The sequence below is a fragment of the Pseudomonas crudilactis genome, from assembly GCF_013433315.1.
GTDB lineage: Bacteria > Pseudomonadota > Gammaproteobacteria > Pseudomonadales > Pseudomonadaceae > Aquipseudomonas > Aquipseudomonas crudilactis.
On the sequence record NZ_WXVV01000015.1, the window covers coordinates 23,560 to 45,076 of the forward strand.

Here is a 21,517-nt window from a genome sequence, read left to right on the forward strand (position 1 = left end):
GAAGTCCGCTATCGCGAGCAGGCTCACTCCTACAGGGGGATCTGCGTGAACTCAGGCGATCTGGGCTTTGGAAGCCACTTCATCAAACGTCGCCTCAGCCAGCGCATCCTCCTGCTCATCCAGCACCTGACGCGGGTGATCATTGCCGGGAATGCTGCTGTCGATCAGGCTCAACAGGCTTGAGCCGCGAGGCGTCAGGACAAAATTGTTTCCGGTGCTGCCCTCCTCATCCGGACGCGGTGCGATGTAGCCACGCAAGAGCAACAACCTTTCATAGTCGCAGGCCAGCGTTTTCAGGTGATCAAGGTTCTCGATCGGCTCGCCGGCGCTGGCTTTCGCCGCCGCATAGTCTTCGGCGTAGGCGCGAGGGGCAAAGCTATGGCCGGCGCTGTTCTGCACTTCATGCAGCAAGCGTTCAATCAAATCCCAGTTGTAAGTCGTCATCCTGATTCAACCTCCGGTGCGCGTGATTTATGGCGCGTTCATAGGTTGTGACCTGAGCGGTTCCCAGCCGTTCAGCCGCATTTCCCGAGGCGACCGACCGGCGGTCTGTCGATTTCCCGCAGGGTTAAACGACTAGTCTGAAACAGACGGTTTCAACCCCGCAGGAGAAATCATCATGAAAGTTGAGAATCACCCGGTGGTATCGCGCGAAGAATGGCTCGCCGCCCGTAAGAAACATCTGGCCCACGAAAAAGCCTTCACCAAGGAACGCGACCGCCTCAGCGCTGAACGTCGCGCGCTGCCGTGGGTGAAGGTAGACAAGGACTACCATTTCCAGGGGCCGAACGGCGAACTGAAACTGGCTGACCTGTTTGGCATACACAGCCAACTGGTGGTTTACCACTTCATGTTTGCCAAAGACTGGGAGGAAGGTTGCCAGGGGTGCTCGTTCCTCAGTGACCACATCGATGGCGCCAACCTGCATCTCGCGCATCACGATATCGCCGTGGTTGCGGTTTCGCATGCGCCGTTCAACGAGTTCCAGGACTTTAAACGGCGGATGGGCTGGAAGTTTGACTGGGTGTCGTCAGAGGGTTGCGACTTCAACTATGACTTCGGGGTTTGCGCCCGGGCTGAAAAGGTCGCTGCTGGCAAGGCTACGTACAACTACGAAAAGACTGAGAGTGCCGAGGAGGAAATGCCGGGATTGAGTGTGTTTTATCGCGATGAGGCCGGGGAGATTTTCCACACCTACTCGACCTACGCTCGCGGTCTCGACATGCTGGTCGGCGCCTACAACTACCTCGACCTCACGCCCAAGGGCAGGAATGAAGACGAGATCATGGACTGGGTGCGGCATCATGATCGGTATGAAGGTACGGCAAAATCTGCCTGCTGCCACGATCAATGAGACGGTCAGTCAGATCCTGATTTTCCATTGGCGTGCATCACAAGGGATTTGCCTTGAGTAAATCCCTTTAGCGCTATCAAAAACTTCAATCGTCTTGAGGCTCAATATACTTCAAGTCAATTTTCAACTTGCCTAGCACAACATCCAACGTAACCTCGCACGCATTCCAGACCGGTAGCGCAGCTATCATGTTTTGCGCTTTATACAGTTTTCTGAGGGCAATCAGACTTTTATGGATACCGACATCCACTTCAGGACTTCCCGGACTAAACCAATCCTTCTCTCCCGCCCCATCAATATAATCAAACAGCAATTTACAATGATCGTCCTCGGCAGAAAGTTCAGCCTCAACGATAACTGCAGTCGCTGAATCAGGTGCAGTGTCAATCAGTATCTGGCCAATACGGCGATAAATCTCGTCTTCGCTCATCCTGTTCGCCCTGAGCAGCCAAAGGTTGCTCTCGTGCTTCCCTCCATTTCCGATGAAGCAGGTGACAACATCGCTGTCAGACATGGGCCTGTCACCCTTATCCTCTGAACCTGAAATCTGTACGCATCAAAGCTAACACTTCGCGCCAATTCCAGAGAATCCCCTCTAGATGGTCAAAAGCAACACTCCGCCCCACTTCGCTTTCAGAAAAGACATTCATCGCTTTTTTACAAGCAACATAGAAAACGTTAAAACAAAGCGCATCAACGTCTCGTAGTGAGATAAAACTCTGACCCTGTTCATCCAGCGTTTCATAAACTTTCAGCAGGCAATCGCTATCCTTCGCTGAACAACAAGCCCGGGTACTCTCGACGATGCAGTCAAACAACCCTCTGGTTAACGCCAACCCGAGACCATCTGCGATCGCTATGTACATCCCCATACATAACCTCAGAATTATGATTTTGTTTCAGAGGGGATAAATGCGCGCTTCGGCCAGAACGTCCAAAGCGATGCGAAAACGCCCACAGGGTAGCCTGCGAGAAGTCTGTTCGATCCCTCTATATCGATGTGAATGCGCGATGGTAGATTGCCATTATTCTAGCGTCAATAAGTCATACCGCAGCTTTTTCCACAACCGCTCTAAAGTGGACTTTTGCATCTCAATGCTGACGTTTCGCCGAAAAACGCTACCTGCTGATCGCATAAAGTGATGCCACTTCGGGCACTCGATACTGAACTTTTGGCTGCTTCAAACCCTCAACCGGTTAACCCGCCTTAACCGGAACTGAGGCCTGCCCCGATGAAAACCCTGATAAAGCTCACCCTCGCCGCCACGCTCGCCTGTGCCCTGCCCGTCTGGGCCTGCACGCCGGAAGAAGCCACCGCCAAACGCGAACAATTGGCCAAGGAAGTCTCGAAGCTGACCGAGCAGAATCCGGCCAAGGCCAAGGAGATCAATGCCGAATTGCAGAAGATGGATCTGGGCACGGCCAGCAAGGATCTGCCGGACAAGTGCCAGTTGATTGATCAGCGCTTGAAAGAACTGAATTCTGCCGAGAAGAAGACCGAGGGCTAACCAGCAAGATCAAAAGATCGCAGCCTGCGGCAGCTCCTGCACAAAACCCTAGAGCTGCCGCAGGCTGCGATCTTTTGTCACCGAAAATGCATTAGTGCATTTATTTATTTGCATTAACGCATATCACTGACTAGGGTTACATCGAGCAAGGAGATCGGAACCGGCCACAGAAGATGGCAACCGTTAAGCACCGATCGCTCAGCAACACCGCAACACCCACACAAGCTGGACGCTTGTTTTCACTCATGGAGGATTGAAAAATGTTAACCACAGCAGCAACACAACTCACCGGCGAATCACTGCCAAGGTGCCTGGCCAGTCACCTGCTCGACCCGCAACTCACCGAAGTCGAAGCCGCTGAACAAATCAGCGCCCGCGCCGCCGGCAGCCTCAACTTCAATATGCAGAAACAGACCCAGACCAACTGGTGCTGGGCCGCCGTTTCCGCCTCGGTCGGCAACTATTACGGCACCGGCAACTGGACGCAGTGCGGCGTGGCCAGCACGCAACTCGACCGCAATTGCTGCAATCAGCCGGGGCCGTGCAACGTCTACGGCTATCTGGATTCCGCCCTGCAAACCACCCGCAGCTATAACGGCATGAATCAGGGTTCGCTGCAGATGTCGGCCATTCGGAACCAGATCAGCATGGGCCGCCCGGTCGGTTTGCGCTGCGCCTGGTACGGCGGCGGTGCGCATTTCCTGACGATTTACGGCACCAACGGCGATTACCTGTTGGTGGCGGATTCGATCTACGGCTATTCGACCCGTGCACTGAACGCGTTCCCCCGCGCCTACAACGGCGGCGGCAACTGGACCCACACTTACTTCACAGTCAAAAACTAGGAGGGCGACATCATGCAACTGACTTATCCAAAGGCGCCTTCCAACGGCGTACAGACCTTACGCCCAGCGCTACAAGCTGCGCTGCAAACCCAGGGCTTCGGCGCCAATCGCCAGTTCGCCAGCGCAGCACCTGCGAAGATCAGCCTCAGCGAGGCTTATCGTGGCTATTCGCTGAGTCTGGATGACCTGAGCCAAGGCAAAGGTCTGCAAGACGCACGGATTGGCGACTGGCATTACCTGGTGTTTGCCGACGGCGTGACGATTGCCGATGCGCAATTGGCCGAGGTACGCGGGCATGTCGAGTTCGCCTCGTTGAACCACGGCGATCACGCCGCCGCTACGGTGGGCGCGCTGAAACTGGCGGAACAAGCGCCGCAACTTCGAGGCAAGACCGTTGAGTTGCGCGTGCTGTTTGTCTCGGCGCTGCACGTCGTGGCGATCTGGCTGCATGCCGACGGTGAGGACGTCTTGATCCCGATTGAGCCAACGCCGAAGGATCTGGCGGTCACGCGGCTGTACAGCGAATCGGCCTTGCTCGCCGCATTGAAACCGGCGGCGGATCAAGCCAAGCGGCGCTTTGACGCCGACACCAGTGGCCAACTCGGCAACTGATGGCTAAAAAAAAACCGGACATTGTCCGGTTTTTTTATGCGCGTCTGAAGCTTACTCAGCCGCAGGTTCTGCTGGCTTGCGGCGCTTCAACGGGGCCATGCCGTCGCTGCTTACCAACGAGTCCGGCTTCGGACGGTTGGCGCTCTTGCGCTTGGTCGGCGTCTTGGCAGCGGTTTTCTTCTTGTCGCCCTTGGCGTCAGTCTTTTTCTTCTTCACGCCAACGGCTTTGCCCGAGGCCTTGACCTTTTTCGGCCCGCCGTAGGTGCCTTTGACTTCCTTGATGGTGCGGCGCTCGAAGCTTTGCTTCAGGTAGCGCTCAATGCTCGACATCAGGTTCCAGTCGCCGTGGCAGATCAGCGAGATCGCCAGACCGTCGTTACCGGCGCGGCCAGTACGGCCGATGCGGTGCACATATTCGTCGCCGCTGCGTGGCATGTCGAAGTTGATCACCAGATCCAGACCATCAACGTCCAGACCACGGGCCGCGACGTCGGTGGCCACGAGAATCTTCACGCCGCCCTGCTTCAGACGGTCGATCGCCAGTTTGCGATCCTTCTGGTCTTTCTCGCCGTGCAGCACGAACGCTTTGTATTCCTGAGCCACGAGGCGACCGTAGATGCGGTCGGCCATGGCGCGGGTGTTGGTGAAGACGATAGCCTTCTGATAGGTCTCGTTGGCCAGCAGCCAGTTCACAATCTGCTCTTTGTGCTGATTGTGGTCGGCGGTGATGATTTGCTGACGGGTGGTCGAGTTCAGTTGGCTGACCGCGTTGAGCTGCAAGTGCTCAGGGTTGTTCAGCACCTTGCCGATCATGTCGCGCAGGCCGGAACCACCGGTGGTGGCCGAGAACAGCATGGTCTGCTGACGGTTCGGGCATTCGTCGACCAGACGCTGCACGTCTTCGGCGAAACCCATGTCGAGCATGCGGTCGGCTTCGTCGAGTACCAGTACTTCAACTTCCTTCAAGTCGAGGTTGCCGGCGTTGAGTTGCTCGATCATCCGGCCCGGGGTGCCGATGAGGATGTCCGGCACTTTGCGCAGCATCGCCGCCTGGACCTTGAAGTCTTCACCACCGGTGATCAGGCCGGACTTGATGAAAGTGAACTGCGAAAAGCGTTCAACTTCCTTCAACGTCTGCTGGGCCAGCTCGCGGGTCGGCAGCAGGATCAGCGTCTTGATGCTGACGCGGACCTTGGCCGGGCCGATCAGGCGATTGAGGATTGGCAGAACGAAAGCGGCGGTTTTGCCGCTACCGGTTTGCGCCGTCACCCGCAGATCACGCCCTTGGAGCGCCAGCGGAATGGCCGCGGCTTGCACAGGCGTTGGCTCGACAAATTTCAGCTCGGCCACAGCTTTAAGCAGGCGTTCGTGCAGGGCGAATTGGGAAAACACGGGTGCTACCTCGAAGATATGCAAAAAAACAGCTGCATAGGTTACCGGTTTCGAGCGCTCAGGCCGAGTTTCTTTATACAAACGGATGCAATCAGTGGCTTTTTTGTTGCTCGATTTGTCTCCAACGGTAATACACAGCGGCTTAAATGCTCTAATCACCCATCGCGTCTTACAGAAGAATCGTTGCTCACATGGATTTCAAACAGCTCTGGCTCAACGCCCAGGACCTCTGGGGCACCCTCGAACAACATCCGCTTTTGCAGGCCGGCCTCGCCCTGACGCTGCTGCTGGTGATCGCGCTGGTGCTCGGACGAGTGGCGCGATACCTGATCCTGCACGCCAGCCGCATGCTCGGCCGCCAGCCGGCGCTGCACTGGATCAATGACTTTCGACACAACAAGGTGTTTCAGCGCCTGGCGCAGATGACGCCATCGCTGGTGATCCAGTTCGGCCTGCATCTGGTGCCGGAACTGAGTAAAACCGCGATGACCTTCCTCGGCAATGTGGCGTTGTCGTTCACCATTCTGTTCCTGCTGCTGTCGGTCAGCGCCCTGCTCAATGCCCTGCTCGACATCTATGCACGCACCGAGCACGCCCGCACGCGCTCGATCAAAGGCTACGTGCAACTGGCGAAAATGGTCTTGTACGTGTTCGGCGCGATCATCATCGTTGCCACACTGATCGACCGCTCACCGCTGTTACTGCTGTCCGGTCTGGGTGCGATGTCGGCAGTGATTCTGTTGGTCTACAAGGACACGCTGCTGTCGTTCGTCGCCAGCGTGCAACTGACCAGCAACGACATGCTGCGCGTCGGCGACTGGATCGAAATGCCGCAGGTAGGCGCCGATGGCGACGTGGTCGACATCACCCTGCACACGGTCAAGGTGCAGAATTTTGATAAAACCATCGTCTCGATCCCGACCTGGCGCCTGATGTCCGAGTCGTTCAAGAACTGGCGCGGCATGCAGCAATCCGGCGGACGGCGGATCAAGCGCAGCCTGTTCATCGATGCCAGCGGTGTGCGTTTCATCCGTGATGACGAGGAAGAAAAGCTCACCCAGGTGCACCTGCTCACCGACTACATGAGCCGCAAGAAAGCCGAACTCAAGGCGTGGAACGAGGCACAGGGCAATGTCGCGGCGATGTCGGCCAACCGCCGGCGTATGACCAACATCGGCACCTTTCGCGCCTATGCGCTGGCGTATCTGAAGAGCCATCCGGAGATTCAGCCGAACATGACCTGCATGGTCCGGCAGATGCAGACCACGGCGCAGGGCATTCCACTGGAGATCTACTGCTTCACCCGCACCACGGTGTGGGCCGATTACGAGCGGATTCAGGGGGATATTTTCGATTATCTGCTGGCGGTGCTGCCGGAGTTCGGGTTGAGCCTTTATCAGCAGCCGAGTGGCGGGGATTTGCGTTCCGGGTTGCTACCGGCAGTCCTTGGTGCAAGCCATATTCCCGAGACCGAGAAGCACATCATGTAATGCCACAATCTCCTCCGGTAACGTCTGCCGAACTGTTGCGAGTTACCGGAGGCAAGGAACCGTCTGTTCAAAAATGACCAAGAACCCATTTTTGAACAGCCGCCGTGTCATTTATGTCGCCATCGAAAACATATCGCGGCTCATAGCTTTGATTATTTCCCCGCACTCGACCTCTCCAGACTTTCAACGGCAACCAGAACTGGGCCCCGCTCGGTAGAACCTCAGCACCGATATCGATGTACACCGTGTCAGCACTCGTCGGTAACCCAAAGTGGATCGCTCCAGGAACAGCTAGAACGGTATCTGCAAAATCCAGACAAGCACTCGCACAGAACGAATCCGTCACCAGCACAAGTCGTCCCCTGAAATTCTTGTGGTTTGAATCTTTCGAACGGTCATGCTCGAGCGAAGACGTATCGGGCTGTTGCAACCACTCTCTCTTCTCAACCAGCGCAACGTTCATCGATTCACGCAAGCCTGCAACAAACGTGTATGCATCGCTGCTCTTTCCGTAATCGCGTTCCGTACTGGCCAAGGCATTATTGAGCGTTGAAAGTGCAAGAGGCGAAACTCGCCACATTGCATACGAACGGGAGGATCGATCCAGACTTTTGACATATTGGTCACCCAACAAAGCCGAGAGAATCCTGATCCCGACCAGGCTGTTGCCACCACGATTACCGCGCGTATCAAGTACAACCAACTCGGCATCATCGATTCTTTCGAGAGCCTCAAGCATTTTTTCGAGGGACGCATTCTCGACCGCCGAAGGTGCGAAATTCGACGCATGCACCCAATACCGTCCCCCCCCGAGGTTCTGGACAGTCTGAGGCGGTTGAGGCTGAAGCAGAAAATCCGCCAATTGCCCGCTATCCTCCCGCCACAGCAGATCAAAGTTTTGCTTTAGTCCGCTCGGCAGAACAACTTGGCAGTTGCTCGCCGGTTTTCTGGCCAGCACAGGATAGTCCGCATCATCTACAGTCAAATGCTTGGCCAAGTGATTCCAGGTAGATTTCAGATCCAGTCTGCGATCGACATAGGGTGATATCTCATCGGCCAATATTTCATGGAGCTCTTTCCCGTCACATGAGAGGACGCTGGAACCGATTGGAGGCAAGGAGGCTGGCCAGCCCTTTGCAACATGACTGACAACGAAGTCCTCCCCTCTCTTGTCCAGGATAAAACCGGCCCACGAAGATCTGCCTTTTTCAGAATGATAAATACCTACATGGCCATCCTTGAAGCCTGAAATATAAAAACCCAGAACAGCTTGAGCATCCCTTCTTGAGCTGACAAGCAGGCTGAGTTTCTTTGCTTGCAAATACCCGTATTCAACCCAGCCAGCAAAATTTGTATTTTCTTTATCTATGGCACCCGGATGAGAGGTGACTATAAGTTGGTGAACGGCAGAAAGGTCTCTGATTGCCGACTCTGCAAATCTATTCGTGCTCGCCTCATCAGCAACTACAGAACCCATAACACCGCCCCCCATCAGGACAACCGCCAGAACTCTATTCCATACATCAATCATGCAAATGCACCTAACCGAAGCAATATGATCACATGGAAATCCTCTGGTCATTGCGAACAAGGACACCAACACTCGCAGCCAATCGAATCCTGGCAGCTCTCCATCGAGCCAGCGACTGTACATACTGTTGGTTTGCGTTGGCGAGCGCTGTTTGAGCGTTCAACAACTCGATAATTGAGCCTACTCCCGCTCTGTACCGCCCTTTGGCTACTCCAGAAGATTCCTCGGCCGAACGCACCAGACTTTTCGCGATGTTGATGCTCTCGTTTTCTGTCTTGAGTTCCGAATAGTTGACCCATATAGAATTGGTAACATTCAGCTCAGCCTGTCTCAACAGTGCCTCCTGAAGCTGTATGTTTTCATACGCCTCGGAGATTCTGGAGTTATTACGGAAGCCTTCAAACAAAGGAAATGACAATTTCAGTCCGACTTCCATTGAGTTAAAGTCCTTGGCGTTCTCCTGGATATAGCGCTTCTCGGAATAGGAACTTACAAAAGACAGACTGGGTTTCCCCTCGGAGATGACGGTTTGCAGGTGAAACTTGCTTGCCTCCAATTGAGCTCTGGCAGAGCGAACGGATGGGTGCAGAGCAGTCGCCTCGCGAATCAGCAACTCCAGTGACTTATTCAAGTCATCAGAAAAAACAGACTCATCGAGGGTGTCAATTGTTATCTCAGCCCCCGGATCCACCCCTAGTGTATAAGCTAATTGCGCCACGGCCTTTTGGTAGTTCCCTTGTGCTCTCACGCGATCCAGGATGGCTTCAGAATGAGCTGTTTGAGCCTGCAGCAAATCTGCACGCGCGCCTACACCCGCAACATATTTAGCCTGAGCAGCCAGAAAACTTTCTTTTGCCGCTGATTCGTTGTTCAGGCTCGAGTCGATTACACCTTTGGCCGCCGCAACGGAAAAATAGTCTCTGGAAACATCTGACACCAGAGACAACGAATCTGCATCCTGAGCCAAAACTGCCGACAGTAATAAACTTCTATTCTCCTCAACACTACCGTGCCTTCCACCAAAATCCAGAAGAAGCCATGAAATATTCAACGAAGAGTCCCATGAGGATTTTTCATTTGAAGCAACCACATCCTTGAGTCCTTCACTGTTCAAATACAGTGTCGGCAAATAAGCAGACTTGGCCGCAGCCAGCTTATGCTTCTGGATTTGTACGTTTGCCCTCGCCTCTGACAACTTTGGATTCGCACAAAGCGCGAGCTCCAGTGCTTCGTCAATACTTAAGGATTCATCCCACTTACATCCAAAAGAAAAGTTTTCTTTTTTCTTTTCAGGGATACCGCTTCGCTTTGTTGAACCATCCAGATAGCCCACCTCTCCAGATCTTGAGAAATCGGAAACCTGTTCCGCACGACAAAACAAAGGCAGCAGAACAAGTACTGCCAATAATGGCGACAAATACTTGTACATATCAAGACCGCCTCATCTGAATCACACGATCAGCCGCTGCAATGGTATCAGGCCGATGAGCAACGATAATTCGCGTCATTTTCAAATTAGCCACAGCATTGTTTACTTCTTTTTCCTTCTCCAGATCGAGATGGCTCGTCGCTTCATCGAGCAAAAGAATCTTCGGACGCTTGTACAAGGCACGGGCCAAAAGGATCCTTTGCTTCTGACCACCGGACAGAACACTTCCCATATCACCAATAGACGTGTTGTATCCCATCGACATAGATTTGATGTCATCATCGATTGCCGCCATCCTCGCGCACGTCTCAATCCATTCCTGATCAGGTTGATGGTCGAAAAAACAAATATTATCGGCAATGGAGCCAGAGAATAGATCATCATCCTGAAGTACAGTACCGATCAATCCCCGTAAATTCTCGACTCCAACTTTGTTAATATCTACACCGCCAACCAGAACTTCTCCAGAAGTCGCCTTGAAAATACCAAGCAACAGATGCAGCAATGTTGTTTTACCACATCCAGATGGCCCGGTGATGGCTACAAATTCGCGCGGGCTGACCTTGAAACTGATATCGGACAGTACTTCCCTTTCATGGTCTCCATACTTGTAACTCAGTCCGGACACCTCAATACTGGGTTCAATAGTTTCACTATAGCCCCCGGCTTCTTCCATCATGTGCTCGGGTTTCGTCAGCACTATATCAGCAAGACGCTCCCCTTGAACCTGTAGCATCTTCACTTCGAAGCCTTTATTGATCAACGCAGTGAGCCGCAAGTTGAAAACTGACTTATAGGCAATGAACGCCATCAGGAAGCCGATAGAAAACTTTCCATCTATTACCATGCTGACACCGTAGTAAATGATCAATATGTTTTCTATACCGGTAATTACGCCTATCGCACCATGATATAAAATGTGAATCTGCTGGGTCTTCAAGTCCAGATTCACCTGACTGACAAGCATAGATAGCCAAGACGCCCTTCTGTCTTCCTGACGTTGAAATAACTTTATCGCACGTATACCCCTAGCCGTTTCCAGAAAGTGAGTTTCTTGCCGGGCAGAATGTATTATCTGCTCTTCTGTCGCCTTCTTCAAAGGCACAAACCATAAAAAGCGTATGGCCAGGTATAGTGCAAGCGCAGCAACGGAGATCGATGCGAGGAAGACACTGTAGTAGAACATCATACAGACAATGGCTACCGACATTACACCATCAAGCAGAGCCTCCAACAGCGAGGTAGTCAGCGTCCTCTGAACTTGGTCGATGGAAGAGAACCTCGACGTTATATCACCCAGACTTCGCTTCTCAAAATATTCGATTGGCAAACTTATAAGATGCTTAAATATATTGGCCTTAAGCTGTATATTCAGGTGTGTACCAAAATATAAAAGCATTCGAGCTCTTATAAGTTTCATAAACTCCTGGGCCAACATCAGCCCCCCAAAACCAAGCGCCAGCATGACGAGTAGATCGACATCAAACGCCGGCAGGACATTGTCCAGAGTGAGCTGTAAAAACAACGGCGACATGAGTGACATAAGCTCTAAGGCTGACGCGACCGCCAGCACTTTTGCCGCCGATCGATAGGCGCCACGAACATTGCCGATGACCGAGCTTATGCCGACACGCGGCGGCTTTTCCTTTAGTTCAAAGCCTGGATTTGGCCACAGTTCAAGGGCTATGCCAGTGAAGAACTTTGAGACTTCTTCGTAGGTAACTGTACGCTTTCCGAGCGCAGGATCATGTATGACAAAACCCGTTTTTTTTATTTCAACCAAAACCACGAAATGGTCAAAATTCCAATGAAGAACACACGGCAATTTGAGACTATTCAAACCGGCCATTTCCAGCTTTACAGGCCGGCTATTCAAATTCATCGCATTTGAAATCTTTACGAGCCCACGCAAAGTCAACCCTTGCTGGGAAACCGAAAACCGCTGACGGATTTCTCTTAGATCGGTGTGACATCCAAAATGGCTCGCTATCATCGCGACGCACACCAACCCGCACTCTGAACGCTCGGACTGATGAATGACAGGCGTACTGTTTCCGGAATGAAAATTTATTTTTCCAAGCAACTCTTTCATTGTCACTTCCAGTTATATCTTGCCTGTTATCGAATAGATTGGTTCTACAATCCACTCATATAACTTTCGCTTCTCGAGCATCACATCTGCGTCCAGCAGCATTCCTGCTCGCAAAGGAATGACATCGCCGTATGCTCTTACATATTGACGTTCAAGCTCAACCGTCACTCTATACATTGGTTCTTTACTGGACTCAGGATTCGCTATTGGCGGTATTTCTACAGGAAGAAGTGGAGCCTCGGATATTTCCAGAACTGTTCCTTTGGCCTGACCAAACTTCTGATAAGGAAAGGACTGGTATCTAACGCCTACTACTGCACCTTTACGGATAAAGCCTACTGCACGACTAGAAACATATAAATGAGCCTGAAACCTTGAATCACCGGGAACAATGGCAGCCAATGCCTCATCAACCTTTGCCGTCTGGCCAACGTTTCCTCTTATCGCTGTAACGATACCGTCGCCTGGGGCAGATATGACCGTTTCATATTTAGCTTCATTTTCGACCATTTCCTGATCGACAACCTGTAAGCTTCGGGTAAGTTCTTCCCTGATATTCGATTGCGTAAGCGGTGTGCTTGAGATGTTTTGAACGACTGTCGCATATTTGTAATCAACATCTGCACGACTGCGCTCCAGGTCCTTCAGGCGTATTTTTTGTTCAAGCAACTCTTCTTGTTTCTGATCAAGTTGCTCTGGAGCAATGTAGCCTTGCTCCATCAAACCTTTGTAACGTTTTACCGAGCCTTCCGACAACGCCATCTTCTTGACAGCAAGCGATATCTGCTGATCAAGATTATCTCTTTCACGCGTCAACGTAGAGGCATTGTTACGTAATGCCTCCATCTCAAGTGCGTGAATATGCTCTGTTGTCTTGATTGCAGACGCCAAGCTACTTCGCTTGTCCTGAAGAGCCGCATTTATGGTTTCTTGTATGGCCTGCTTTTTTTGGCTTTTTCGATCACTGGACAAAACAAATAATGTGTCACCGGCTTTGACTTTCTGTCCTTCGCTGACAGATCGGCTCTTGATCAATCCGCTTTGGATTGCATAGACCTGGGTAACCCCGCTCTCCGGAATCAACTCCCCATGCGCTGTCACTCGTTTTGTGTAATACCCACCGAACAGGAACGCAGCTGTTACCAATGTACACACAACGGCAAAAACAGATATCAGCGTATGATTGATCGGACTGGCGAGGATAATTTCGCCGTAAACTTCATTTTTGCTCGCCTTGGCAATCAGAGCCTCTTTCCTGAACATAATATTACTCGTGGCGACTTACGCACTGGCGCGATACAGAACATCATGAAACATCAATGAGCTTACGATTTTTCTCATTGACGCAGGCGGAACTCGGAGTTTTACCGACAGTTCATCGATCGATAGACCACTCTGCTGCGAAAGCAGCTTTACTACTTTCCACTCAAGGCTATCTGCCGGTATTTTTATTCCGTTGACAACACAAGTTTCATCAATAACGGCTGCATAATGACTACTCAAACTCAACTTCTCACTACCGCACAGACCATCACCACGCCCGAACACATTCGCCGCTACATCAAACTTCGTGCTGGTCCGGCCTGAGGAAACGATTGTCTGTTTGAACAGACTGAAATTTTCCTCGCTCATGACTTCCTGCCTGACCCTTTCAAAGGCCGACTCGATATCATGTAAATCAGTTTCCGAAAAGCCAATTCTTTTACGGCATTCAAGATGTTTTTCAAGGAACTTGTTACACACCCATTCAACATAGGTACTTATATGTGTCGTATGCACCCCCACCGCAACATGGAACGTTGGCTCGCCCACGGCTATCGCACTGTGCCACCATCCGCGCGGCACATATAAAAGATCACCAGCCTCCAGCACCGTATCCAGGACGGGAGTTTCCGAACACTCACTCTTGAATTCCTTACTGGTCTGCCCCGGCATTGGAAGTTCGAAGGTGGGCGGGTATATCCTCCACCTTTTCCTTCCCACCAACTGAATGGCAAAAACATCATGACAATCCCAGTGGTTTCCGAAGGCAGCCTGCGGATTGAATGCCAGATAGCCGTTTCCCAGTGTCTCTTGACTCACCACACCGGCAATTTCCTTACAGAGGCTGTCAATATATAGAGAGCTTTTCTGCACCCTGTTTAGAATCAGCGTTGCCCCTTCCTGCATTAGTTTGTAGAACTTTGGCTTGATGATCGTCTTTCGCGGCTTTCCTACTTCGTTATAGGTAAAGACATACTCACTTTCCGGGATGAATGTTCCATTATGGAGATTGACACTGGGGGCTTCAGGTTCGATCGTACCCAGAATATTATCTATATCGGCGAGCGTGAAGGCATCGGTTTTGACCGCTCCGCGACGAAGGTAAAAGTTTTTTTCCTGAATTGTATTCAAGAAATACTCATTCGACACTCCAAGATCAATAAGCATTCAAATCTCTCAACTGCAACAAGATGACAATTATTGGTTAGCTGGCATTTACGACTGGAATCAGGTTCGGTATTTTTGGTAAACCGACAGCTGGACAACTTAGAGTTTTCTTGTCGTCAGAGTACCCCCTCATCCACAAGCTCATCCGCTCCGAATCAAGCTTGACGGTTCCGTTCTCGTTTATTTTGCCGACGGAATTCCTGTCATCTGAAAGCATCACGGTACACTTCTGTATCGTTCCATCCGCTCGTATCGCAAGGGAGTTAGGGCGCGATGCATAGCAAACGTAAAGGCCATTATCGGATTTGCTGACCGTTTTCTCGTTCAACAACTCATTCAACTCTGCAAGCGTTGCGAGTCTTTCGTTTTTTGAAAGCAAAACGCCTGACGTGTCGTTCGGCCCGCCCAGGTTTTCAATTGTCTTCAGGAACACCTTGAATCTTCGATCAGACAAGAACGTTTTCTTTATTTCTTCAGCCAGTCGCTTTACGGACGAGACGTTTTCCTTGGTGAGATGAAGCCGCAGGGTGACGTTGAAATCCAGGTTTGACCCCTTCAAAGCCAGGAGATTTGACCATATTCTGTTAAACGTGCCAGCACCTGAAGCAAGTTTTCTGGTTTTGTCATGACCGCTCTCAAACCCGTCCAGCGAGATTTGATAGTTTCGCTGATTCAGGTCACAAAGCTTTTCTGCCAGATCAAGTGTCAGGAGATACCCATTGGTAGTCAGGGATCCACTGAAGTTAACACCGGCCTGATCGCAAGCTTTTTTTGCGAACTCGCTCAACTCAAGAACTAGATCTTTCGCTGCAAGTGGCTCGCCACCAAACCACTGGAGGTGAAGGTTATCCAGTTTCGGCAATCGCCTGGCGATGAGATTCCTTATGCCCTCCTGGGTTTTTTCATCCATTCGCCCTATCAGAAAATCTTCATAACAGTAGGTACACCTGAAGTTGCACTGCTCAGTGGGATAAAGAATGAGCTCGAGACTCTTCGGATTGAGTGTTGCCAGAATATTTTTATCTAGATCCATCTAACTTACTCATTCTATTTATGTGAGTGGAGTACCAGACTGGTACTCCACGTTCATCACATCAATCAACCATCCTGGTCATCACCACAACTCGAGTTGACAGGCGGCGAACCGCAACCGCCGTTCACGGGAGTGTCGCCACACTTGGCATTGACCGAGCCGCCGTTACAACCAATGTTGACTTCCCATCCGCCGGCTACAGCATCCAGTACTTCCAAGTCTTTAATTTCATACGATCCATACTCGTCAAACTCAACGAGCTCAGTACCACTGGCTTTATTTTCCACGGCTATTCCTTGCTGTCTTAATGTTGCGGGCACGCTTAAGCTTGGCTAAAACACGCCCATTTATTTCGTGAAAACAGTTCCACGAAAAACTTTTATATAGAGGTTGATTTCTGAACACAGGCAAACCGACTCATAGCATGTGCCTGGAGTCGGAATATGTGTGGTAGTTAGATATACTGAGAGGGAGTCATAGCCAATCCTTAGCTAATAGAGGTGTCGTTCAAGACGACTGGTCCGAGGCGCGGGATCATAATTGCGTTACAAGTCGAAGGCAATACCGCCCGATAGTAATTATTGCTAATTTTTTCAAGAACTAGTGATCGCTCACCTTCCACTCCTACAACGCCTAGCAAAGCCGACTGACCTTTAGCAAGCGTATTCGTTTAAAACCTCAAAAACTTACAATTTACTTTACACTTTTACTGACGAATCGATAGTTCCCCGATCCGTTCTTCGAACTTTGCAAGCTCACCGGGTTTCCCAAGACTGTAATGTCGCCCGAACCTTGTAGCGTCGACTGCAGTTGCTCCTTGACCGCGACAGTGACGTCACCCGATCCCTGAGAAAGGATCGAAACCCTGTCCGCCGGCATCTTCGTCGTGTTTAGATCACCCGAGCCATGAATCTGGATCATCAACGACTTAACCCTCCCATCGGCCGAAATGTTTCCAGAACCGTGGATGCTGAGAACGAGTTGCTCCTGACTCACGTTCATGACTTTTACATCGCCACTGCTCTCGACTTTGATTTCAGGGATTTTCCTGACACCGATCCTCACCAGCGGGCACGGAGCTGTCTTGCTTTCCCCTTGTGTATTGATAACCACAACCCCGCCTGTCAGATCCGTCGATGCAGAGGCGTTCCCGCACGAGAGCAATCGGGAATTGCCCCGCTTATGGCTGAGTATCAGGTTACCTTCTGCGTAGTCCGCTTTTATCGAGTCAATGAGCTCCTGACTTTCGCCCACGACCTCGAAAACAGCACTCTCGGATTGGAAAACTTCGACATCAACAATGGTTGCTACGGTTAACGACCTTACCGTCTGCAATAAACGGGCATCCATGATCCTGGAGGGGATCGCCATTGACCGGATTCGCGGGGTTTCTGGCGTTATTGCATTTCCGGCCGCCGATTGCCCCTCCTCAAACTCTGCCGAACTTGCCTTATTGCCTTGATGGATCACTCCTATATAGCCAAACCCCGTCAGGCTGCCCACGAGGGAAGCAGCCAAAATCACTTTGCAGTACGCAGATCTCACGCAGTCAATCCTTTAGTCCGGTTGTCCATGAATGCCCGCAAGGTTCGTAACCACCGGTTGTGGTGTTCCTTGGTCCATCAAAATCAAATCCTGCGCCAACGACGATGCCTACCTTGATTGAGGAACGTGCCTGTTCCCCAACCGGCTGATCCACACGGCTGCCAGTATCACGCTGCCGCCGAGAAACAACCGCCCCAATTCCTCATGCTGATTCCAGATCAGCAAGTTCAGCAGCAAGCCCACCGGCACATGCAGGTTGTTCATCACCGCCAGCGTGCCGCCGTTGACCATGCACGCGCCCTTGTTCCACCAGTACATGCCCAGCGCGGTCGAGACCAGGCCGAGGAACAGCAACACGCCCCATTGCAGCGGCGCTTCCGGGAGGAAGTTGGCTTTGCCGAACATCAGGAATGCCGGTAGCACCACCGCCAGCGCGCCGAGGTAGAAGAAGCCGAAACGGCGGTAATGCGGCAGGTCGCTCGGGTGTTTCGCCACCAGATGCTTGTACATCACCTGCCCGGCGGCGTAGGTGAAGTTGGCCAGTTGCAGCAGCAGGAAGCCCATGAAGAAGTCCGGACTGACGCTGTCGAAACGAATCACCGCCGCCCCGCTCACCGCCACCAGCGCAGCGATCAGCGCCCACGGGTTGAAGCGTCGGTTCAGCGCATCTTCGATCAGTGTCACGTGCAGCGGTGTGAGGATGGTGAACAGCAACACCTCGGGCACCGTCAGCACACGGAAGCTCAGATAGAGGCAAACGTAAGTCACACCGAACTGCAACGCGCCGATCACCAGCATGCCGCGCATGAACGAAGGTTCCACCGAACGCCAGCGGGTCAGCGGGATAAACACGAGCCCCGCCAGCACGACGCGCACCAGCACCGCGAAATAACTGTCGACGTGACCGGCGAGGTATTCGCCGATCAGGCTGAAGGAAAACGCCTGAATCAGCGTGACAAAAAGTAGATAGCCCATGCTCGCCTCGAAATCGAATGGCGGCGACGATAGCGGTTTTTGCGCAAGACCGCGAACCCTCGAACAACGCCGATTCCTGTGGGAGCGAGCTTGCTCGCGAAGAGGCCGTGTCAGTAAACATCGTTGCTGAATGAAATATCGCTTTCGCGAGCAAGCTCGCTCCCACAGGGATCTGATGACATTCAACGAATCGCAGGCAAAAAAAAGCCCGATCTCGCTAATGCGTTCAATCGGGCTACAGCACTCAGGAGCAACAAGTGCAAAGGGAGGTTCGATGCGCGTAGAGCCTTGAAGGGGTTGCGCCAGGTCACTTAAACAATCGGCGATTATCTGGCGATTAACATATCAAGCGACCTGGGACAGCTTGGCGTTGGCCTGATTCAGACCTTTCTCCTGGAAGTCGCCACCGAGATTCATGCCCTCGGCGTGAATGAACGTCACGTCGTTGATGCCGATGAAGCCCATGACCTGACGCAGGTACGGTTCCTGATGATCCGCCGGGCCGCCGGCGTAGATACCGCCGCGAGCGGTGAGTACGTAGGCACGCTTGCCGCTGAGCAGACCTTGCGGGCCGGTTTCGGTGTATTTGAAGGTCACACCGGCACGCAGCACGTGGTCGAGCCAGGCCTTGAGGGTGCTCGGGATGGCGAAGTTGTACATCGGCGCCGCCATCACCAGTACGTCGACGGCGAGCAACTCATCGGTCAATTCGTTGGAACGATCAAGCGACGATTGCTCGTTGGCGTTGCGCTGCTCGGCGGGTTTCATCCAGCCACCCAGCAGGTTGCTGTCCAGGTGTGGTACCGGGTTCGCGGCGAGGTCACGTACGGTGATCTGATCGTTGGGATGCGCCGCTTTCCACTGACTGATGAAGGTCTGGGTCAGTTGACGGGATACCGAGTCTTGCTGGCGGGCGCTGCTTTCGATGATCAGAACGCGGGACATGGTGTGTAGCCTCCATCCGAGAATGTTGTAAGTCGATGGAGTGAAGGTTAAACAGAGTTGAATCGATGAAAAAGCGCAAATAATTGCTGCAAAGTATCGAATAATTCGTTTACATGCTGAACCATGCTCTTGTAGGAGTGAGCCTGCTCGCGATAGCGGTGTGTCAGGCGATATTGATTTATCTGGGACACCGCTATCGCGAGCAGGCTCACTCCTACAGGAGGCGACTGTTATTTCGGGGTGCAGGTCAGTTTGATGCGCAGTTTGATGATCTCGCGGGTGAACTTGGCCGTGGCGTTTTTATGTTTGCCGGCTGCCACTTCGATGTTGCGGGTGCGCGGCGCCTCGGGGCCATTGGTGAAGACGGCCTTGCACACTGCGTCGACATCACCGTAGTTGGCCACCCGAATCGAGCCGATGTCGTTATCGGTGTCGAAGGTCTCGTAGTCGATCTTCATGCCGTTGAGGTCTTTCTGCACATCAATCGGGTACGCGAAAGCAGTCAACGGAAGCAGCGCCAGCAGCACACAACAGATTTTTTTCATTCGGCAGTCTCCATGAGGGACGGCCAGCTTAGGACAAGAGGAGCTATTGATGAAAGCGCCCCGCGTGACCCTTGATCAATGGCGAACATTGCAGGCCGTGGTCGACCACGGCGGATTCGCTCAGGCCGCCGAGGCCTTGCACCGTTCGCAATCGTCGGTGAGTTACACCGTCGCCCGCATGCAGGACCAGCTCGGCGTGCCGTTGCTGCGCATCGATGGGCGTAAAGCCGTGCTCACCGAAGCCGGTGGCGTATTGCTGCGCCGTTCGCGGCAATTGGTGAAACAGGCCAGTCAACTGGAAGATCTTGCCCATCACATGGAGCAAGGCTGGGAAGCCGAAGTGCGGCTGGTGGTCGACGCCGCCTATCCAAGTGCGCGCATCGTCCGCGCGTTGACCGCGTTCATGCCACAGAGTCGCGGCTGCCGCGTGCGTCTGCGTGAGGAAGTATTGTCGGGTGTCGAAGAAGTGCTGCTTGAAGGCGTGGCCGATCTGGCCATCACTGGCCTGAGCATTCCCGGTTATCTCGGCGCGGAATTGAGCGACGTCGAGTTCGTCGCCGTCGCCCATCCCGATCACCCGCTGCATCGGCTCAATCGCGAACTGAGTTTTCAGGATCTGGAAACCCAGATGCAAGTGGTCATCCGCGACTCCGGCCGCCAGCAGCCACGGGATGTCGGCTGGCTCGGCGCTGAACAGCGCTGGACGGTCGGCAGCCTCGCCACCGCCGCGACATTTGTCAGCAGCGGACTGGGTTTTGCCTGGTTGCCTCGGCACATGATTGAACGAGAACTCAAGGATGGCTCGCTCAAGCTGCTACCGTTGGACAGGGGCGGCAACCGCAACTCCAGCTTCTATCTGTATTCGAACAAGGACAAACCCTTGGGCCCGGCCACGCAAATCCTCATCGAACTGCTGCGCACCTTCGACACTTTGCCGCTGGACGCCCCGTTCGCCGCCCCTGAACAAGCCTGACACGGAGTTGACCGATGGCCTGGTTCGAGCACGAAGGTTGCAACCTGTACTACGAGGAATATGGCCACGGCACGCCGTTGCTGCTGGTTCACGGGCTCGGCTCGAGCACACTGGACTGGGAAATGCAGATCCCGGCGCTGGCCGAGCATTACCGGGTGATCGTCCCTGACGTACGCGGCCACGGGCGCTCGGACAAACCCCGTGAGCGCTACAGCATCGCCGGTTTCAGCGCCGACATGGTTGCGCTGATCGAGCACTTGAACCTCGGCCCGGTGCATTACGTCGGGCTGTCGATGGGCGGGATGATCGGCTTCCAGTTCGGCGTCGATCATCCGCAAATGCTCAAGAGCCTGACCATCGTCAACAGCGCGCCCGAAGTCAAACTGCGTAGCCGCGATGACTACTGGCAGTGGTTCAAGCGCTGGAGTCTGATGCGCGTGCTCAGCCTCGCCACCATCGGCAAAGCCCTGGGCGGCAAGCTTTTCCCTAAACCGGAACAAGCCGATCTGCGGCTGAAAATGGCCGAACGCTGGGCAAAAAACGACAAACGTGCTTATCTCGCCAGCTTCGATGCGATTGTGGGCTGGGGGGTTCAGGAACGACTTTCCCGGGTGACCTGTCCAACCCTCATCGTCAGCGCCGACCGTGACTACACACCTGTCGCGCTGAAAGAAACCTATGTAAAACTGCTGCCCAATGCGCGGCTGGTGGTGATCGACGATTCGCGCCACGCCACCCCGCTCGATCAACCAGAACGCTTCAATCAAACGCTGCTGGAGTTCCTCGCCGCAGCCGATATTCAATCTCAGGATCACTGA

22 protein-coding genes are annotated in these 21,517 nt (G+C 53.0%); 7 read left to right on the forward strand and 15 right to left on the reverse strand.

All coding sequences use genetic code 11. The annotated features are described in order from the left end of the window. Positions 1-51 precede the first annotated feature (51 nt). Positions 52-444, reverse strand: coding sequence for a hypothetical protein (locus GTU76_RS17320; RefSeq protein WP_007914475.1), 393 nt, complete (start codon positions 442-444; stop codon positions 52-54). A gap of 175 nt (positions 445-619) precedes the next feature. On the opposite strand from GTU76_RS17320, the gene GTU76_RS17325 reads away from it, so the two are divergent. Further along, the gene (locus GTU76_RS17325; RefSeq protein WP_180699174.1) at positions 620-1,354 is read left to right on the forward strand and encodes a DUF899 domain-containing protein; all 735 of its coding nucleotides are present in this window, start codon (positions 620-622) and stop codon (positions 1,352-1,354) included. 85 nt (positions 1,355-1,439) lie between these two features. On the opposite strand, the gene GTU76_RS17330 is transcribed toward GTU76_RS17325, so the two are convergent. After that, positions 1,440-1,868 (reverse strand): hypothetical protein, encoded by a 429-nt coding sequence (locus GTU76_RS17330; RefSeq protein ID WP_016985947.1) that lies wholly within the window; start codon positions 1,866-1,868, stop codon positions 1,440-1,442. 13 nt (positions 1,869-1,881) lie between these two features. Further along, on the reverse strand, positions 1,882-2,220 hold the full coding sequence (locus GTU76_RS17335) for a hypothetical protein (RefSeq protein ID WP_157786318.1): 339 nt from the start codon (positions 2,218-2,220) through the stop codon (positions 1,882-1,884). Between the two features lie 366 nt (positions 2,221-2,586). Here GTU76_RS17335 and GTU76_RS17340 point away from each other — a divergent pair, with 366 nt between their 5' ends. From GTU76_RS17340 to GTU76_RS17350, 3 genes are all read left to right on the forward strand, one after another. Further along, positions 2,587-2,862, forward strand: coding sequence for a hypothetical protein (locus GTU76_RS17340; RefSeq protein WP_016985949.1), 276 nt, complete (start codon positions 2,587-2,589; stop codon positions 2,860-2,862). Between the two features lie 260 nt (positions 2,863-3,122). After that, positions 3,123-3,707: a papain-like cysteine protease family protein gene (locus GTU76_RS17345; RefSeq protein WP_180699175.1), complete on the forward strand. Its 585-nt coding sequence runs from the start codon at positions 3,123-3,125 to the stop codon at positions 3,705-3,707. Between the two features lie 12 nt (positions 3,708-3,719). Next, positions 3,720-4,319 (forward strand): hypothetical protein, encoded by a 600-nt coding sequence (locus GTU76_RS17350; RefSeq protein ID WP_180699176.1) that lies wholly within the window; start codon positions 3,720-3,722, stop codon positions 4,317-4,319. Between the two features lie 51 nt (positions 4,320-4,370). Here the strand turns inward: GTU76_RS17350 and GTU76_RS17355 are convergent, their stop codons facing one another. Continuing rightward, positions 4,371-5,711, reverse strand: a complete 1,341-nt coding sequence (locus GTU76_RS17355; protein ID WP_007914470.1) for a DEAD/DEAH box helicase — start codon at positions 5,709-5,711, stop codon at positions 4,371-4,373. A gap of 191 nt (positions 5,712-5,902) precedes the next feature. Here GTU76_RS17355 and GTU76_RS17360 point away from each other — a divergent pair, with 191 nt between their 5' ends. Continuing rightward, on the forward strand, positions 5,903-7,201 hold the full coding sequence (locus tag GTU76_RS17360; RefSeq protein WP_180699177.1) for a mechanosensitive ion channel family protein: 1,299 nt from the start codon (positions 5,903-5,905) through the stop codon (positions 7,199-7,201). Between the two features lie 67 nt (positions 7,202-7,268). On the opposite strand, the gene GTU76_RS17365 is transcribed toward GTU76_RS17360, so the two are convergent. The 11 genes from GTU76_RS17365 to GTU76_RS17415 form a co-directional block, all read right to left on the reverse strand. After that, a complete protein-coding gene (locus GTU76_RS17365; RefSeq protein ID WP_180699178.1) occupies positions 7,269-8,732 on the reverse strand; it encodes a S41 family peptidase in 1,464 nt (487 codons plus the stop codon). Positions 8,733-8,760: 28 nt separating this feature from the next. Beyond that, the gene (locus GTU76_RS17370; RefSeq protein WP_180699179.1) at positions 8,761-10,161 is read right to left on the reverse strand and encodes a TolC family protein; all 1,401 of its coding nucleotides are present in this window, start codon (positions 10,159-10,161) and stop codon (positions 8,761-8,763) included. A gap of 1 nt (position 10,162) precedes the next feature. Then, positions 10,163-12,253 carry a peptidase domain-containing ABC transporter gene (locus tag GTU76_RS17375; protein ID WP_180699180.1) on the reverse strand — a complete coding sequence of 697 codons (2,091 nt, stop codon included), beginning with the start codon at positions 12,251-12,253 and terminating at the stop codon, positions 10,163-10,165. 12 nt (positions 12,254-12,265) lie between these two features. Continuing rightward, positions 12,266-13,516, reverse strand: coding sequence for an HlyD family secretion protein (locus tag GTU76_RS17380; protein ID WP_180699181.1), 1,251 nt, complete (start codon positions 13,514-13,516; stop codon positions 12,266-12,268). 18 nt (positions 13,517-13,534) lie between these two features. Next, positions 13,535-14,683, reverse strand: a complete 1,149-nt coding sequence (locus GTU76_RS17385) for a JmjC domain-containing protein (RefSeq protein WP_175555062.1) — start codon at positions 14,681-14,683, stop codon at positions 13,535-13,537. A 37-nt stretch (positions 14,684-14,720) separates the two neighbouring features. Next, the gene (locus GTU76_RS17390; protein WP_180699182.1) at positions 14,721-15,716 is read right to left on the reverse strand and encodes a radical SAM protein; all 996 of its coding nucleotides are present in this window, start codon (positions 15,714-15,716) and stop codon (positions 14,721-14,723) included. Positions 15,717-15,781: 65 nt separating this feature from the next. Then, the gene (locus tag GTU76_RS17395; protein WP_175555063.1) at positions 15,782-16,003 is read right to left on the reverse strand and encodes a hypothetical protein; all 222 of its coding nucleotides are present in this window, start codon (positions 16,001-16,003) and stop codon (positions 15,782-15,784) included. Between the two features lie 406 nt (positions 16,004-16,409). After that, positions 16,410-17,261, reverse strand: a complete 852-nt coding sequence (locus tag GTU76_RS17400) for a GIN domain-containing protein (protein WP_175555064.1) — start codon at positions 17,259-17,261, stop codon at positions 16,410-16,412. 108 nt (positions 17,262-17,369) lie between these two features. Beyond that, positions 17,370-18,236, reverse strand: coding sequence for a carboxylate/amino acid/amine transporter (locus GTU76_RS17405; RefSeq protein WP_016985954.1), 867 nt, complete (start codon positions 18,234-18,236; stop codon positions 17,370-17,372). A 345-nt stretch (positions 18,237-18,581) separates the two neighbouring features. Further along, positions 18,582-19,181 carry an FMN-dependent NADH-azoreductase gene (locus GTU76_RS17410; protein WP_016985955.1) on the reverse strand — a complete coding sequence of 200 codons (600 nt, stop codon included), beginning with the start codon at positions 19,179-19,181 and terminating at the stop codon, positions 18,582-18,584. A 230-nt stretch (positions 19,182-19,411) separates the two neighbouring features. Next, the gene (locus tag GTU76_RS17415) at positions 19,412-19,726 is read right to left on the reverse strand and encodes a 3-phosphoglycerate kinase (RefSeq protein ID WP_180699183.1); all 315 of its coding nucleotides are present in this window, start codon (positions 19,724-19,726) and stop codon (positions 19,412-19,414) included. 49 nt (positions 19,727-19,775) lie between these two features. On the opposite strand from GTU76_RS17415, the gene GTU76_RS17420 reads away from it, so the two are divergent. Both GTU76_RS17420 and GTU76_RS17425 read left to right on the forward strand, forming a co-directional pair. Then, positions 19,776-20,699, forward strand: coding sequence for a PA3225 family LysR-type transcriptional regulator (locus GTU76_RS17420; protein ID WP_007914443.1), 924 nt, complete (start codon positions 19,776-19,778; stop codon positions 20,697-20,699). A gap of 14 nt (positions 20,700-20,713) precedes the next feature. After that, positions 20,714-21,517: an alpha/beta fold hydrolase gene (locus GTU76_RS17425; protein WP_180699184.1), complete on the forward strand. Its 804-nt coding sequence runs from the start codon at positions 20,714-20,716 to the stop codon at positions 21,515-21,517.

What these genes read in the sequence shown, in the direction of transcription:
- GTU76_RS17335 (WP_157786318.1), bottom strand. Translation starts at nt 2,220, where the DNA reads ATGTACATAGCGATCGCAGATGGTCTCGGGTTGGCGTTAACCAGAGGG.
- GTU76_RS17415 (WP_180699183.1), bottom strand. Translation starts at nt 19,726, where the DNA reads ATGAAAAAAATCTGTTGTGTGCTGCTGGCGCTGCTTCCGTTGACTGCT.
- GTU76_RS17390 (WP_180699182.1), bottom strand. Translation starts at nt 15,716, where the DNA reads ATGGATCTAGATAAAAATATTCTGGCAACACTCAATCCGAAGAGTCTC.
- GTU76_RS17420 (WP_007914443.1), top strand. Translation starts at nt 19,776, where the DNA reads ATGAAAGCGCCCCGCGTGACCCTTGATCAATGGCGAACATTGCAGGCC.
- GTU76_RS17370 (WP_180699179.1), bottom strand. Translation starts at nt 10,161, where the DNA reads ATGTACAAGTATTTGTCGCCATTATTGGCAGTACTTGTTCTGCTGCCT.
- GTU76_RS17365 (WP_180699178.1), bottom strand. Translation starts at nt 8,732, where the DNA reads ATGATTGATGTATGGAATAGAGTTCTGGCGGTTGTCCTGATGGGGGGC.
- GTU76_RS17340 (WP_016985949.1), top strand. Translation starts at nt 2,587, where the DNA reads ATGAAAACCCTGATAAAGCTCACCCTCGCCGCCACGCTCGCCTGTGCC.
- GTU76_RS17385 (WP_175555062.1), bottom strand. Translation starts at nt 14,683, where the DNA reads ATGCTTATTGATCTTGGAGTGTCGAATGAGTATTTCTTGAATACAATT.
- GTU76_RS17410 (WP_016985955.1), bottom strand. Translation starts at nt 19,181, where the DNA reads ATGTCCCGCGTTCTGATCATCGAAAGCAGCGCCCGCCAGCAAGACTCG.
- GTU76_RS17325 (WP_180699174.1), top strand. Translation starts at nt 620, where the DNA reads ATGAAAGTTGAGAATCACCCGGTGGTATCGCGCGAAGAATGGCTCGCC.
- GTU76_RS17380 (WP_180699181.1), bottom strand. Translation starts at nt 13,516, where the DNA reads ATGTTCAGGAAAGAGGCTCTGATTGCCAAGGCGAGCAAAAATGAAGTT.
- GTU76_RS17320 (WP_007914475.1), bottom strand. Translation starts at nt 444, where the DNA reads ATGACGACTTACAACTGGGATTTGATTGAACGCTTGCTGCATGAAGTG.
- GTU76_RS17375 (WP_180699180.1), bottom strand. Translation starts at nt 12,253, where the DNA reads ATGAAAGAGTTGCTTGGAAAAATAAATTTTCATTCCGGAAACAGTACG.
- GTU76_RS17345 (WP_180699175.1), top strand. Translation starts at nt 3,123, where the DNA reads ATGTTAACCACAGCAGCAACACAACTCACCGGCGAATCACTGCCAAGG.
- GTU76_RS17350 (WP_180699176.1), top strand. Translation starts at nt 3,720, where the DNA reads ATGCAACTGACTTATCCAAAGGCGCCTTCCAACGGCGTACAGACCTTA.
- GTU76_RS17330 (WP_016985947.1), bottom strand. Translation starts at nt 1,868, where the DNA reads ATGTCTGACAGCGATGTTGTCACCTGCTTCATCGGAAATGGAGGGAAG.
- GTU76_RS17425 (WP_180699184.1), top strand. Translation starts at nt 20,714, where the DNA reads ATGGCCTGGTTCGAGCACGAAGGTTGCAACCTGTACTACGAGGAATAT.
- GTU76_RS17360 (WP_180699177.1), top strand. Translation starts at nt 5,903, where the DNA reads ATGGATTTCAAACAGCTCTGGCTCAACGCCCAGGACCTCTGGGGCACC.
- GTU76_RS17405 (WP_016985954.1), bottom strand. Translation starts at nt 18,236, where the DNA reads ATGGGCTATCTACTTTTTGTCACGCTGATTCAGGCGTTTTCCTTCAGC.